The following is a 14,307-nucleotide window of genomic DNA, read 5'->3' as shown; positions in this document are numbered from 1 at the left end:
CATGACGTTTTTGGAATGCATGAAGAGTCATGAAAATTGTATACCCGATAAAGATGATGACATTTAGAACAAGAATTATGAAAGAAAAACTAGAATCCTATTTTAATAAAAAATATATGTTCACTTTATATTTTATGATAAGTGTCATTAATCTGTCAGCTCAGAAAGTGACTATTCCTATTGCAACCGATAGTAATCTTATGTTGTTACAAACGGATGATGACAACCGATTGAGGACTATTTATTTTGGTAAACCTCTTGAAAATGTCAGTGAATATCCCGCTGTTTCAGATGGTTATAATTTTAAAGACGAGAATGCGGGAATTTATAATGCAACCTATACACCTGCAGGAACATGGAATTTTTCTGAACCTGCTATTCAAGTCAAACATACCGATGGAAACCCTTCGTTAGAACTGAAATATGTTAGTCATAAAAAAGAAAAAATCGACGAAAACTCTTCTCTTACAAGTATTGTTTTAAAGGATTCACTTTATCCTTTTGAAGTTACTTTGTACTATAAAGTTTGGACAAAAGAAAATATAATCGAACAATGGACTGAGATAAAACACAGTGAAAAGGAACCTGTTTTGTTACAAAAATTTGCTTCTGCTAATTTATATTTTACCAATAAAGACTTTTATCTTACCAGTTTTCAAGGGGAATATTTAAAGGAAATGCAGCCCGTTGAATCAAAACTTTTGCAAGGCATAAGAACCGTAGATTCTAAACTGGGAACAAGAGCTATGCTTTTGCAAACGCCAAATTTCATAGTGTCGTTTGGTAGACCCGCTTCCGAAAATGAGGGGACAGTTTTGTTAGGTCAACTTGCTTGGAGTAGCAATTTTAAACTGGATTTTGAAATAGACTCTTACAAAAATCTTCGCCTTATCGCAGGAATTAATCCGTATGCCTCAGAATATTTACTGCCGGCAAATCAAATTTTTAAAACGCCATCTTTAATATATGCATTGTCTAATCATGGTACAGGGGAAGCGAGCCGAAACCTTCATGATTGGGCTCGAAAATACCGATTGTTAGATGGTCAAGGAGAGCGACTTACTTTATTGAACAATTGGGAAGCTACCTATTTTGATTTTGATGAAAACAAAATAACTTCATTATTTAAGGATGCAAAAGACTTAGGAGTCGATATGTTCTTATTAGACGATGGGTGGTTTGGCAATAAACATCCTCGAAATGATGACAAAGCTGGTCTTGGTGACTGGCAAGAAAATGTCAAAAAGTTGCCGCATGGCTTGGGTTATTTGGTGAAAGAAGCAAAAAAAGAAGGGATTAAGTTTGGGATTTGGATTGAACCCGAAATGGTAAACCCAAAAAGTGAATTATACGAAAAACATCTTGATTGGGTTATCCGACAACCTGAGAGACCTGAAGTTTATTATCGCAATCAGCTAGTACTGGATTTGTCTAATCCAGAAGTACAGGATTTTGTATTTGGAATTGTAGACAATCTGTTTACCAAAAATCCCGAATTAGCTTTTATAAAATGGGATTGCAATGCAGTTATTTACAATGCGTATTCGGCATATCTTAACAAAAAAGGAATTCCTCAATCTAATTTATATATAGATTATGTAAGAGGTTTGTATAAAGTGTTGGAGAGAATTCGTGCCAAATATCCTAAAGTGCCTATGATGTTGTGTTCTGGCGGGGGTGGTCGCGGGGATTATGAATTACTTAAATATTTTACGGAATTTTGGCCAAGTGATGATACTGAGCCCGTGGAAAGAATATTTATGCAATGGGATTATTCTTATTTTTTTCCTGCTATCGCTACCGATAACCACGTTACTGACTGGGGGAAACAACCACTAAAGTTTAGAATTGACGTGGCGAGTATGGGAAAATTAGGTTTTGATATAGTAGTAAGTCATTTAAATGAAAAGGATAAATTATTCTGCAAACAGGCAATTGCTAATTATAATTCTTTTAAAGATATTGTATGGCATGGCGATTTGTATCGTTTAATAAATCCCCATGAAAATGATATCTCGGCACTTATGTATGTTAATCCAGACAAGAGTAAAGCGATTGTTTTTAATTATTTGGTAAATAACCGCTTCAAGATAACCGCAACACAAAGACCTGTTGTTTTGGATGGATTGGATCCAAATAAAAAATACACTGTTAAGGAAATTAACTTGTATCCGGGGACTAAATCATCGATCTCTTCGGAGAAGGTATATACGGGAGATTTTCTTATGAAAGTTGGTGTTAATCCTAATGTTACTTTGCAAAGAACTAGCGTTATTCTTGAAATTACTGAATTGAAATAAGGCAACCAAAAAGTAGAAAAGATAAAAAATATTTGCTTTATAGAATGAATAGATTTTTTGAAAATCAATTCATAATAATAACATCGGAAGTCAAATACATTATAAAAAATAAATTATGAAAATACTAGTTACAGGCGGCTTAGGCTTTATAGGTTCGCATACTGTAGTTGAATTACAAAATGAAGGTTTCGAAGTTGTAATTATCGATAATCTTTCTAATTCGTCTGAAGAAGTTTTAAAGGGAATTGTCGCTATAACGGGTAAAACACCTGTTTTTGAAAAGCTGGATTTGAGAGAGAAAACAGCGGTTCAGGATTTTTTCAAAAGACATTCTGATGTTGCTGGTGTAATCCATTTTGCGGCTTCTAAAGCGGTTGGTGAGAGTGTAAAAGATCCTTTGTTGTATTATGAAAATAATATTAATACTTTAATCTATTTACTTCAGGAATTGCAACAAAAACCAGAGGCTCATTTTATTTTTAGCTCCTCTTGCACCGTTTATGGCCAAGCCGAAACAATGCCTATTACTGAATCGGCAGCAATTCAACCAGCGATGTCGCCTTATGGGAATACCAAACAAATTGGCGAAGAAATTATAGCTGATGTTGCTAAAGTAAGTGGTATAAAGGCTATTTTGTTGCGTTATTTTAATCCTATTGGCTCACATCCATCGACGGAAATTGGGGAATTACCTATTGGAGTACCACAAAATTTAGTACCCTTTATTACCCAAACCGGAATTGGTTTGCGGAAAGAACTATCGATTTACGGGGATGATTATCCAACGCCTGATGGGACTTGTGTACGGGATTATATTCATGTTGTAGACTTAGCAAGAGCGCATGTTATTGCTTTGCAACGATTAGTAAATAAAAAGAATTTAGATAAGATAGAAACTTTTAATTTGGGAACCGGTACGGGAAGTTCTGTTTTGGAAGTGATTACAGCTTTCGAAAAAGCCAGTGGGCAAAAATTACCATACAAAATTGTTGATAGAAGAGAAGGTGACGTTATTTCGGCTTATGCCAATACCGAAAAAGCAAATAACATTCTTGGATGGAAAACAGAATCAACTTTGGAAGAAGGGATAGCAAGTGCTTGGAAATGGGAGCAGAAAGTTAGAGGTAAATAACAAAGAAGTTGGTGACTTGAAGTGGATTAGTGAATCAGAAAGGGATATTATTTCCTGATAAAGTGTTTTGATAGTAAAATAACGCCCTACATCTTAAATCTTAAGATAAATAAAGAGTATTGGCTGATCATTGCATTTTCTGTAATAATTAGTCCCGTTTTTCGAGATGAGATGAACTATATTTAAATTAAGCAATGGAATGTAAAGAAAAACATATAGCAATTGAAACTGCTTTTTTTATAGCATTCATTAAAATAATGAACAATAAAAAATAATCCTAATAAAATAATTGTCAATTTAACAAATAATAATATATTTGAAAAAAATTAAAGATTAATCAAGTATTATTAATGTATAATAATTGATTCTGTAATTAGAATCTTTTTACTTCATAAATAATATATACCAATGCAATCTATTTTTAATACTATTAATAAACTATTTACTCATGAACCAGAACCTTGCCTTCGCAGATTACGCAGTATTTATTATCTATTTTATCGTGGTGTCCACTTATGGATATACCGTTTATCGCAAACGCGAAAAAAACGAACACGATGCCAAAGCTTATTTTCTGGCAGAAGGAACACTGACATGGTGGGCTATTGGCGCCTCATTGATTGCCTCTAATATTTCTGCAGAACAGTTTATTGGAATGAGTGGAGAAGGATTCTTTTTAGGAATTGCAGTTGCTGCTTATGAGTGGATTGCTGCCATTGCTTTGATTATTGTAGCCGTTTGGTTTATTCCTGTTTATTTAAAAAACAAGATTTACACGATGCCTCAATTTTTGAAAACAAGGTATAACGAATCAACTGCTTTAATTATGGCCGTTTTCTGGTTGTTCTTATATGTATTTGTTAACCTGACTTCTATTTTATATTTAGGTGCTGTAGCCATTAATGGATTGGCTGGTGGTGAATACTTACATGCTATTATGATCGGGCTTGCCGTTTTTGCTTTAGTGATCTCTTTAGGAGGTATGAAAGTGGTTGCTTATACGGATGTAATTCAGGTTGCTGTTTTAATAATTGGTGGACTGGTTACGTCTTACATTGCTTTGACTACTGTTGGACAATATTTTGGTGTTGGCGAAAATGCTATAGCAGGTTTCAAAGTATTGATGAGAGAAGCTCCGGAGCATTTCAAAATGATTATCCCGGAACCCACTGCGACTTCTTCTCAAAATGATATTAATAAGTATCTTACTTTCCCAGGAATGATGTCTTACTTGGCTGGTATTTGGATTATTAATCTTAATTATTGGGGTTGTAACCAATACATTACCCAAAGAGCATTAGGAGCGGATTTACAAACTGCCCGTACCGGTATTTTGTTTGCGGGGATTTTAAAATTATTAATGCCACTTATTGTTATGTTACCTGGTATTGCTGCTTATGTTTTATATGAGAATGGGCATTTACCTCAATTGGTAGGTGGTAAAGATGGTGCTTATTCTGCAGTGTTAACTTTCCTTCCAACAGGTTTAAAAGGATTGTCAGTTGCAGCTTTAACTGCTGCGATTGTTGCATCGTTAGCGGGTAAAGTAAATAGTATTTCTACTATTTATACTCTGGATGTGCACAAAAAATACATCCAAAAAGATGCTACTGATAGAGGTCAGGTGAACATAGGAAGATATGCTGTTTTTGCAGCCATGCTCCTTGCTGTTTTATTTACTTGGAATGATGTACTTGGAATTGGTGGTGTGGGTGGTTTTACCTATATTCAAAAATATACAGGTTTTATTAGTCCGGGTGTATTTGCCATGTTTTTCCTTGGAATGTTCTGGAAAAGAACTACAGGAACTGCTGCAATAATAGGGGTAATCTCCGGTTTCTTATTGTCGGTTTTGTTTAACGAATTTGCACCAGCACTATTTGGAAATGAAACATTATTATACACGGCTTATACGAATGGAAAAGGCGGATATGAAATACCATTTCACATCTGTATGGGGTTGTCATTTATGTTTACCATGCTTATTATGATTGCAGTGAGTTTTGCTGGGCCAAAAGTGAATCCAAAAGCCTTTGAGTTAGATACTGAAATGTTCAAGGTAAAACCTCAAACAACAGTATTGATAGTAATAACACTACTGATTATTTTTGCTTTGTATGCTAAATTTTGGTAGCATTATTTTTTAACATCAAGTTTTGGAGACCTTAAAATAATCTGAATCAATGCCGTTTAGTTAGAAGTAGTCAGCAATTATTTAGCTGGAAAAACTTAACTAAAGGGCATTTGATTTTAATACACCTTTCGTAAGTATGTCGCATTATTCTCAACAAAAACGATTTTTATTTGCAGTCGATTGTATCATCTTTGGATATGATGGACAAGAGTTAAAATTGTTGGTTATAAAAAGAAATTTTGAATCTTTTAAAGGGAATTGGAGTTTAGTAGGAGGGTTTGTAAGTGATGACGAAAGTGCTGACGATGCTGCGGTTCGGGTTCTTAAAGATCTTACAGGTCTGGATGGGGTGTATATGGAACAGTTGCATTGTTTTACAGAGCCAAATAGAGATAGCGTTGAAAGAACCATATCCATTGCCTATTTTGCATTAATAGATATTCATAAATACAATCAGCAGATTAGTGAGGATTATCATCCGGTTTGGTTTCCTATTAATCAGTTACCCGAATTAATTTTTGACCATTCTGCTATTGTTGAATTGGCCAAAGAAAAGCTACGGTACAGAGCGGCGCTACATCCGCTTTTATTCGAATTGTTGCCGGATAAGTTTACCATGCCGCAATTGCAAAGCCTTTATGAGGCTGTTTATAATATGGAATTTGACAAAGGGAATTTCAACCGAAAGTTGTTGTCTACTAAATTGTTAGAAAAGTTGGAAGATAAGGACAAGCTCAGTTCAAAAAAAGGAGCCTTTTATTACACCGTAAATTTAAAAAAATATAGCGCTGGTTTTAAAACCTTTTTGAATTTTGTTCCCAGTCAATATATTAACGAATAATGTCTTGTGCTATTTGTAATTATGAAATAAATGACTGTCTATTTTACAATTGGTTTTATGGCTGCTTTGCCTGTAACCGGTTTTGTAATTTGGGATGGTTGAAAAAACAAAAAGGACTATAATAAAAAAAGCTTTCGTTTTAGGCGAAAGCTTTTTAATATTAATGGATTAATCCTTAGTCTCTGTCGACCAATGCGTCTTGTTTCCAGTTTTTAATGGAAGCTATTCTATTATTGGAATAATCAACTTCACTTAGATTATTAATGCCAGTGTCATTGTTTTGAGACCAAAAAAACCATTTTCCGGTTTTAAGACCATTTTCATATTCACCGGACGAAGTTTTGTTTCCTTTCTCATCAAAAGAAACCCAAACTCCTTCTAATTTTCCATTTTCAAAAAAACCTTCTTGCTGCACTTGACCGTTTTCAAAAAAGTAAGTCGCTTTAATCTTTTTGCCAAAAGGTTCTAATACTGGTTTTGCTTCTTGTGCAAAAATCATCCCTGAGAACAGTATTGCTACTAAAATAATACACTTTTTCATATCTTGAGTTGTTAATGTTTTGTATTTATATGTCAAATTTACTTATTAATTTACATTAAAAAAACTTTTACATAACAATTTAGTAACATTAGGCAAAAACTTAACATTGGAAAATAAATTGAGATAAAAAACAATAGTGTAAAAATTCACTATTCTCAATCCATTATTCATAATTAGTCCTAAATTTGCACCCGAGCCCAAAGGGCGAAATAATCTAAAATTTGGATCATGTATAGAAGTCATAATTGTGGCGAATTGAACGCCTCACATATTAATACTGAAGTTACACTTGCTGGTTGGGTTCAGAAATCAAGGGATAAAGGATTTATGAATTGGGTTGATTTACGTGACCGTTATGGAATTACGCAATTGATTTTTGACGAAGGTCGTTCTCAAAAAGAAGTATTTGAAGCGGCTAAAACTTTGGGTCGTGAATTCGTAATTCAAATAAAAGGAACTGTTATCGAGCGGGAAGCAAAAAATAAAAATATTCCTACAGGCGAAATAGAAATTTTAGTTTCAGAATTGAATATTCTTAATGCTTCGCTTACACCTCCTTTCACTATTGAAGATGAAACAGATGGAGGAGAAGACATCCGAATGAAATATCGTTACCTTGACATTAGAAGAAATCCTGTGAAAAACAGTTTGCTTTTTCGTCATAAAGTAGCCATGGAAGTGCGCAAGTATCTTTCAGATTTAGATTTTTGCGAGGTAGAAACACCTTATTTGATTAAGTCTACTCCAGAAGGAGCCAGAGATTTTGTTGTTCCTTCTCGAATGAATGAAGGACAGTTTTACGCTTTGCCACAATCGCCTCAGACTTTTAAACAGCTGTTGATGGTGGGTGGAATGGATAAATATTTCCAAATTGTGAAATGTTTCCGTGATGAAGATTTACGTGCAGACAGACAGCCGGAATTTACACAAATAGATTGCGAAATGGCTTTCGTGGAGCAGGAGGATATTTTGAATGTTTTCGAAGGATTGACAAGACATTTATTGAAAGAAATAAAAGGTATCGAAGTAGAGAAATTTCCAAGAATGACCTACGAGCATGCTATGAAAACATACGGAAATGACAAACCGGACATTCGTTTTGGGATGGAATTCGGCGAGTTAAACGAAGTAGCTAAAAGCAAAGAATTTCCGGTTTTTAATGCTGCGGAATTAGTAGTGGGTATTGCTGCTCCCGGAGTTGGAAATTATACTCGTAAAGAAATTGACGCTTTGATTGATTGGGTAAAACGGCCTCAGGTTGGTGCGTCGGGAATGGTGTATGTAAAATGCAACGAAGATGGAACCTATAAATCATCCGTAGATAAATTCTATGATCAAAATGATTTGCGCCATTGGGCAAAAACTACAGGAGCGCAGCCGGGTGATATGATTTTTGTGCTTTCTGGACCTGCGGATAAAACGCGCGGACAGTTAAGCGCTTTGCGTATGGAATTGGCAAGTCGTTTGGGATTAAGAAAACCAACAGAATTTGCACCACTTTGGGTTGTTGATTTTCCATTATTGGAATTTGATGAAGAAAGCGGTCGTTACCATGCGATGCATCATCCTTTTACATCTCCTAAGCCGGAAGATATGCATTTATTGGAGACAAATCCAGGGAAAGTTCGTGCCAATGCCTATGATATGGTTTTGAATGGTAATGAAATTGGCGGTGGATCGATCCGTATTCACGATAAAGCTACGCAACAATTGATGTTTAAATATTTAGGTTTCACTGAGGAGGAAGCTAAAGCACAATTCGGATTTCTGATGGATGCTTTCCAGTTTGGTGCGCCGCCACACGGAGGTTTAGCTTTTGGATTGGATCGATTAGTAGCGATTCTTGGTGGGCAGGAAACCATTCGTGATTTCATTGCTTTTCCCAAAAATAATTCAGGTAGAGATGTTATGATTGACGCACCATCTACAATTGATGAATCGCAATTAAAAGAGTTGCATATTAAAATTGACTAAATGCAGTTTGTCGTTTAAATTTGTTTGAAAACGTTGAATATCAATATTTTTACAAAATAAAAACAGAAGATAGTATTTCGTATTATATTAAATATTACATTTGCTCTATTATAAATTATTATTACTATTACAATGCGTACAGGTACAGTTAAATTTTTCAATGAATCTAAAGGTTACGGATTCATTACAGACGAAGAAACAGGAAAAGACATTTTTGTTCATGCATCAGGAATCAACGCGGAAGAATTGCGCGAAGGTGACAGAGTTAGCTATGAAGAAGAAGAAGGAAGAAAAGGAAAAGTTGCTGCGAAAGTAGCAGTGATCTAAGCATAAAAATTTATTTTTTTGCCTACGAATGTTTAAAACGTTCCGATTATATCGGAACGTTTTTTTTTGCAGTATAATGAAAAAACGACGTCTTAAATACGAAATTATTTATAATCGTTAAAAATAACAAGAAAATCGTATTTTCATAGAAACTAAATTTTGCTTTAAACTTGTGTTTTAAATCCTTGAAACCTATCTTTGTGGCTTATTTTTATTCAAAAACAACGATAATATGCAATCCGATCAATTAAATTATATCCCAATTTTAATGCAGTTCATTTTGGCTGTAGGATTTGTTGTAGGTACTATATTGGTTTCAGGAAAATTAGGTCCTAAAAGATCATCTGAAATCAAAGATAAAAATTTCGAATGCGGTATCGAATCTGTGGGTAACGCAAGAATTCCATTTTCAGTAAAATATTTTCTTGTAGCTATACTATTTGTTTTGTTTGATGTTGAGGTAATTTTTCTTTACCCATGGGCAATCAATTTCAAAGAATTGGGAATGGAAGGTATGGTTAAGATGGTGATTTTTATGCTTTTACTTTTGGTAGGTTTTTTCTACATTATCAAAAAGAAAGCGCTAGAGTGGGAATAAAAATTAATTACGAATTAGAAATTACGAATTACAAGAATTCCGGTTTCTAAAGTGTTTATAAGAATATTTTTAAATTTAAATTATGAACTCATAATTCATAATTCGTAATTCATAATTTTACAAAGATGAGCGATTCTAAAATAAATATGGTTGAGCCACCAGAAGGTGTTGTTGGTGAAGGTTTCTTTGCTACAAAACTGAATGATGTTGTGGGATTGGCTCGTGCTAATTCATTGTGGCCTTTACCTTTTGCAACGTCTTGTTGTGGTATCGAGTTTATGGCAACGATGGCTTCGCATTATGATTTAGCGCGTTTTGGTTCTGAGCGGGTGAGTTTTTCTCCTCGTCAAGCGGATATGCTAATGGTAATGGGGACAATTTCAAAAAAAATGGCACCAATCTTACGTCAGGTTTACGAACAAATGTCAGAACCTCGTTGGGTAATTGCCGTTGGTGCTTGTGCTACTTCAGGTGGAATTTTTGATACATACTCTGTTTTGCAAGGTATTGATAAAGTAATCCCGGTTGACGTTTATGTTCCTGGTTGTCCTCCAAGACCAGAGCAAATTGTTGATGGTGTAATGAAATTACAAGAGTTGGTTAGAACTGAATCTGTAAGAAGAAGAAGTTCTCCTGAATACCAAGAATTATTAGCTTCTTATAATATCAAATAAAGTAATGGCGCTAGAAACAACACAAATCCAAGAGAAATTAGTTGAAACATTTGATTCGGCTGTTTTTGAATTCAAGCAGGAAAAAGATATATTTTCATTTGAAGTCGCTGCTGATAAAATTACGGCGGTGATTCTTTTTTTGAAAAATGATCCAACATTACGGTTTCATTTTTTAACTGATTTGTGCGGGATTCACTATCCTGACAATGATGTTGATCATCAATTTGCGGTAGTGTATCATTTGCACAATTGGTACGAAAACAAAAGAATTAAAATCAAGGCATTTATCAACGGTGAAAACCCGGAAATAAAAACAATATCAAACATTTTCTTAAGTTCAAATTGGATGGAAAGAGAAACGTTTGATTTTTATGGGATAAACTTTATTGGTCATCCACAATTGAAACGTATTTTGAATATGGATGAAATGATTTCTTTTCCAATGCGAAAAGAATTTCCAATGGAAGATAGCGGAAGAACGGATAAAGATGACCGTTTCTTTGGAAGAACGACAGACAATTATTAAAAATACTCACTATTATAATTTTTCACATTAACTAAATGTCAGAACTATTATTACCACCAGAGCATCGCTATGCTAAAAGAATACAAGAGCAACTAAACGAAGACGGAAGCGAGCTTTCGATTCTGAATTTAGGGCCTACTCACCCAGCGACACACGGTATTTTTCAAAATATTTTGTTGATGGATGGGGAGAGAATTTTGGAAGCAGAACCAACTATTGGTTACATTCACAGAGCTTTCGAAAAAATTGCTGAAAACCGTCCTTTTTACCAAATCACACCTCTTACTGATAGATTGAACTATTGTTCATCACCTATAAACAATATGGGTTGGTGGATGACATTAGAGAAATTATTAGATATTGAAGTTCCTAAAAGAGCACAATATTTAAGGGTAATTGTAATGGAGTTGGCAAGAATCACGGATCATATTATCTGTAATTCCATTCTTGGTGTCGATACAGGAGCTTATACCGGATTTTTGTATGTTTTCCAATTTAGAGAAAAAGTATATGAAATCTACGAAGAAATTTGCGGGGCTCGTTTGACTACAAATATGGGGAGAATTGGTGGTTTCGAAAGAGATTGGTCACCAGAAGCTTTTAGAAAATTAGATGTGTTTTTAGAAGAATTTCCAGCAGCTTGGAAAGAATTTGAAAACTTATTCGAAAGAAATAGAATTTTTATTGACAGAACTGTAAATGTTGGAGCTATAACAGCTGAACAAGCTATGGCTTACGGATTTACAGGTCCAAATTTACGTGCTGCAGGTGTTGATTATGATGTTCGTGTAGCGCAACCATATTCTTCTTACGAAGATTTCGATTTTATTATTCCTGTTGGAAAATCTGGAGATACTTACGATCGTTTTTGTGTTCGTAATGCCGAAGTTTGGGAAAGTTTGAGTATTATTCGTCAAGCTTTAGCCAAAATGCCTGAAGGAAATGAATTCCATGCCGATGTTCCGGATTATTATCTTCCTCCGAAAGAAGCTGTTTACACGAATATGGAATCGTTGATTTATCATTTCAAAATTGTAATGGGAGAAGTTCCTGTTCCAGTTGCTGAGATTTATCATGCTGTAGAAGGAGGGAACGGGGAGTTAGGATTTTATTTAGTTACTGACGGAAGTAGAACGCCTTATAGATTGCATTTCCGTAGGCCTTGTTTTATTTACTATCAAGCGTATCCAGAAATGATTAAAGGATCATTGCTTTCAGATGCAATTGTTATTTTGTCAAGTTTAAATGTTATTGCCGGAGAATTAGACGCATAATGGTTATTGATTACGATTTCAGATTTTAAAATAATACTTTGTGACTTTGTGCCTTCGTGGCAAAAAAAATAAAAATGGAAAGAACGTATCACAAACAAGAAATAAATATGACCGAAGCATTGATGAATCGCATCAATGAATTGATAAGTCATTATCCTGAAGATAAAAGAAAATCGGCATTATTGCCTGTTTTGCATGAAGTTCAAGATGCTCACGATAATTGGTTGAGTATTGAATTAATGAATAAAGTAGCCGAAATCCTTTTAATCAAACCAATCGAGGTTTATGAAGTAGTTTCGTTTTATACGATGTACAACCAAAGACCAATTGGAAAATACATGTTCGAATTTTGCCAAACTTCTCCTTGTTGTTTGAATGGGGTGGAGGATTTAATGGATTATACCTGCGAAAAATTAGGAGTGAAAGTGGGTGAGCCAACACCAGACGGCCTATTTGAAGTTAGAGGTGTTGAATGTTTAGGCGCTTGTGGTTATGCTCCAATGATGCAATTAGGCGATTTTTACAGAGAACATTTGAACGAAGAAAAAATTGATCAATTAATCGCTGATTGCAAAAACGATAAAATAATATTACACGATAAATAATATGTCACAAAAAATATTATTAGACAAAATAAACGTTCCAGGAATTAAAACTTACGAAGTGTACCGTCAAAACGGTGGTTATGCTTCAGTAGAAAAAGCCTTAAAAACATTAACACCAGACGAAGTTGTCGAAGAAGTTAAAACTTCTGGATTGCGTGGTCGTGGCGGAGCAGGATTTCCGGCAGGAATGAAATGGAGTTTTATTGATAAAAAATCTGGAAAACCAAGGCATTTAGTTTGCAATGCGGATGAATCTGAGCCAGGAACTTTCAAAGACCGTTATTTGATGGAATTTATTCCTCATTTATTGATTGAAGGAATGATTACTTCCAGTTATGCATTGGGTGCAAATCTATCTTACATCTACATTCGTGGAGAATATATGTGGGTTTATAAAATATTAGAAAAAGCCATCAATGAAGCAAAAGCTGCTGGATTTTTGGGTAAAAATATATTAGGTTCAGGCTACGATTTAGAACTTTATGTTCATTGTGGTGCCGGAGCTTACATTTGTGGTGAAGAAACTGCATTGATTGAATCATTGGAAGGGAAAAGAGGGAATCCTCGTATCAAACCACCATTTCCTGCTATTTCAGGGCTTTGGGCAAATCCTACCGTTGTAAATAACGTAGAAACTATAGCCGCTGTGCCTTGGATTATTAATAATACAGGTGCGGAATATGCTAAAATTGGTATTGGACGTTCTACAGGAACCAAATTAATTTCGGCTTCAGGACATATTAAAAATCCGGGTGTTTATGAAATTGAATTGGGTCTAAGTGTTTACGAATTCATGAATTCTGATGAATATTTAGGCGGAATGAGTTCTGACAGACCTTTAAAAGCTTTTGTACCGGGAGGAAGTTCTGTTCCCGTTTTACCTGCCCATTTAATTTATAAAACAGCAAACGGCGATGATCGTTTGATGTCCTACGAATCGTTAAGTGACGGTGGATTCGCAACGGGTTCTATGTTAGGATCAGGTGGATTTATTGTTTACAATGATACTTCATGTATTGTTCGTAATACTTGGAATTTCTCTCGTTTTTACCATCATGAAAGCTGTGGGCAATGTTCGCCTTGTCGTGAAGGGACAGGCTGGATGGAAAAAGTTTTGCATAGAATAGAAAACGGTCACGGCCGTGAAGAAGATATCGATTTGCTTTTGAGCATTCAAAGTAAAATCGAAGGAAATACAATTTGTCCATTAGGTGATGCAGCAGCTTGGCCAGTGGCAGCAGCAATTCGTCACTTTAGAGATGAGTTTGAATATCATATTCGTTTCCCCGAAAAAATTAAAAATAGGGATCATTTTGTCGCTGAACCTTTTGAAAAAGTAAAGCATTTAGTTTCTAAAGTAATCGTATAAAGCCAAGAATTT

13 protein-coding genes are annotated in these 14,307 nt (G+C 34.8%); 12 read left to right on the top strand and 1 reads right to left on the bottom strand.

The genetic code is table 11. From position 1 onward, the window contains the following. Nucleotides 1-77: 77 nt before the first annotated feature. From FNW38_RS08910 to FNW38_RS08895, 4 genes are all read left to right on the top strand, one after another. Nucleotides 78-2,300 carry an alpha-galactosidase gene (locus FNW38_RS08910; RefSeq protein WP_144064809.1) on the top strand — a complete coding sequence of 741 codons (2,223 nt, stop codon included), beginning with the start codon at nt 78-80 and terminating at the stop codon, nt 2,298-2,300. Between the two features lie 115 nt (nt 2,301-2,415). After that, nucleotides 2,416-3,432, top strand: a complete 1,017-nt coding sequence (galE, locus tag FNW38_RS08905; protein ID WP_143387191.1) for a UDP-glucose 4-epimerase GalE — start codon at nt 2,416-2,418, stop codon at nt 3,430-3,432. Between the two features lie 448 nt (nt 3,433-3,880). Next, the gene (locus tag FNW38_RS08900; protein WP_143387190.1) at nt 3,881-5,566 is read left to right on the top strand and encodes a sodium/sugar symporter; all 1,686 of its coding nucleotides are present in this window, start codon (nt 3,881-3,883) and stop codon (nt 5,564-5,566) included. Nucleotides 5,567-5,702: 136 nt separating this feature from the next. Further along, nucleotides 5,703-6,407, top strand: a complete 705-nt coding sequence (locus FNW38_RS08895; protein WP_144064810.1) for an NUDIX hydrolase — start codon at nt 5,703-5,705, stop codon at nt 6,405-6,407. A gap of 175 nt (nt 6,408-6,582) precedes the next feature. Here the strand turns inward: FNW38_RS08895 and FNW38_RS08890 are convergent, their stop codons facing one another. Next, nucleotides 6,583-6,948 carry a toxin-antitoxin system YwqK family antitoxin gene (locus FNW38_RS08890; RefSeq protein WP_143387188.1) on the bottom strand — a complete coding sequence of 122 codons (366 nt, stop codon included), beginning with the start codon at nt 6,946-6,948 and terminating at the stop codon, nt 6,583-6,585. A gap of 228 nt (nt 6,949-7,176) precedes the next feature. Between FNW38_RS08890 and aspS the strand changes: the two genes are divergently transcribed. The 8 genes from aspS to nuoF all read left to right on the top strand — a co-directional run bounded on the left by aspS (nt 7,177) and on the right by nuoF (nt 14,295). Further along, nucleotides 7,177-8,922 (top strand): aspartate--tRNA ligase, encoded by a 1,746-nt coding sequence (gene aspS, locus FNW38_RS08885; protein ID WP_143387187.1) that lies wholly within the window; start codon nt 7,177-7,179, stop codon nt 8,920-8,922. 132 nt (nt 8,923-9,054) lie between these two features. Next, nucleotides 9,055-9,249, top strand: coding sequence for a cold-shock protein (locus FNW38_RS08880; RefSeq protein ID WP_007137066.1), 195 nt, complete (start codon nt 9,055-9,057; stop codon nt 9,247-9,249). 232 nt (nt 9,250-9,481) lie between these two features. Further along, nucleotides 9,482-9,847, top strand: coding sequence for an NADH-quinone oxidoreductase subunit A (locus FNW38_RS08875; RefSeq protein ID WP_143387186.1), 366 nt, complete (start codon nt 9,482-9,484; stop codon nt 9,845-9,847). Between the two features lie 125 nt (nt 9,848-9,972). Beyond that, nucleotides 9,973-10,521: an NADH-quinone oxidoreductase subunit B gene (locus FNW38_RS08870; RefSeq protein ID WP_143387185.1), complete on the top strand. Its 549-nt coding sequence runs from the start codon at nt 9,973-9,975 to the stop codon at nt 10,519-10,521. A 4-nt stretch (nt 10,522-10,525) separates the two neighbouring features. Then, entirely contained in the window at nt 10,526-11,047 is a 522-nt protein-coding gene (locus FNW38_RS08865; RefSeq protein ID WP_144066678.1) for an NADH-quinone oxidoreductase subunit C, read from the top strand. A gap of 35 nt (nt 11,048-11,082) precedes the next feature. Beyond that, entirely contained in the window at nt 11,083-12,321 is a 1,239-nt protein-coding gene (locus FNW38_RS08860) for an NADH-quinone oxidoreductase subunit D (RefSeq protein ID WP_143387183.1), read from the top strand. 74 nt (nt 12,322-12,395) lie between these two features. Next, entirely contained in the window at nt 12,396-12,926 is a 531-nt protein-coding gene (locus FNW38_RS08855; protein ID WP_143387182.1) for a complex I 24 kDa subunit family protein, read from the top strand. Nucleotide 12,927: 1 nt separating this feature from the next. After that, nucleotides 12,928-14,295, top strand: a complete 1,368-nt coding sequence (gene nuoF, locus FNW38_RS08850) for an NADH-quinone oxidoreductase subunit NuoF (RefSeq protein WP_144066679.1) — start codon at nt 12,928-12,930, stop codon at nt 14,293-14,295. Nucleotides 14,296-14,307: the final 12 nt, after the last annotated feature.

Source organism: Flavobacterium gawalongense, assembly GCF_007097265.1.
Classification (GTDB): domain Bacteria; phylum Bacteroidota; class Bacteroidia; order Flavobacteriales; family Flavobacteriaceae; genus Flavobacterium; species Flavobacterium gawalongense.
The sequence above is the reverse complement of the archived record's forward strand: the minus strand, read 5'-3'. Positions and strand labels throughout refer to the sequence as shown.

Bases quoted from the DNA above. Each gene is read 5' to 3' on its own strand.
- FNW38_RS08910 (WP_144064809.1), top strand. From the start codon at position 78: ATGAAAGAAAAACTAGAATCCTATTTTAATAAAAAATATATGTTCACT.
- galE (WP_143387191.1), top strand. From the start codon at position 2,416: ATGAAAATACTAGTTACAGGCGGCTTAGGCTTTATAGGTTCGCATACT.
- FNW38_RS08900 (WP_143387190.1), top strand. From the start codon at position 3,881: ATGAACCAGAACCTTGCCTTCGCAGATTACGCAGTATTTATTATCTAT.
- FNW38_RS08895 (WP_144064810.1), top strand. From the start codon at position 5,703: ATGTCGCATTATTCTCAACAAAAACGATTTTTATTTGCAGTCGATTGT.
- FNW38_RS08890 (WP_143387188.1), bottom strand. From the start codon at position 6,948: ATGAAAAAGTGTATTATTTTAGTAGCAATACTGTTCTCAGGGATGATT.
- aspS (WP_143387187.1), top strand. From the start codon at position 7,177: ATGTATAGAAGTCATAATTGTGGCGAATTGAACGCCTCACATATTAAT.
- FNW38_RS08880 (WP_007137066.1), top strand. From the start codon at position 9,055: ATGCGTACAGGTACAGTTAAATTTTTCAATGAATCTAAAGGTTACGGA.
- FNW38_RS08875 (WP_143387186.1), top strand. From the start codon at position 9,482: ATGCAATCCGATCAATTAAATTATATCCCAATTTTAATGCAGTTCATT.
- FNW38_RS08870 (WP_143387185.1), top strand. From the start codon at position 9,973: ATGAGCGATTCTAAAATAAATATGGTTGAGCCACCAGAAGGTGTTGTT.
- FNW38_RS08865 (WP_144066678.1), top strand. From the start codon at position 10,526: ATGGCGCTAGAAACAACACAAATCCAAGAGAAATTAGTTGAAACATTT.
- FNW38_RS08860 (WP_143387183.1), top strand. From the start codon at position 11,083: ATGTCAGAACTATTATTACCACCAGAGCATCGCTATGCTAAAAGAATA.
- FNW38_RS08855 (WP_143387182.1), top strand. From the start codon at position 12,396: ATGGAAAGAACGTATCACAAACAAGAAATAAATATGACCGAAGCATTG.
- nuoF (WP_144066679.1), top strand. From the start codon at position 12,928: ATGTCACAAAAAATATTATTAGACAAAATAAACGTTCCAGGAATTAAA.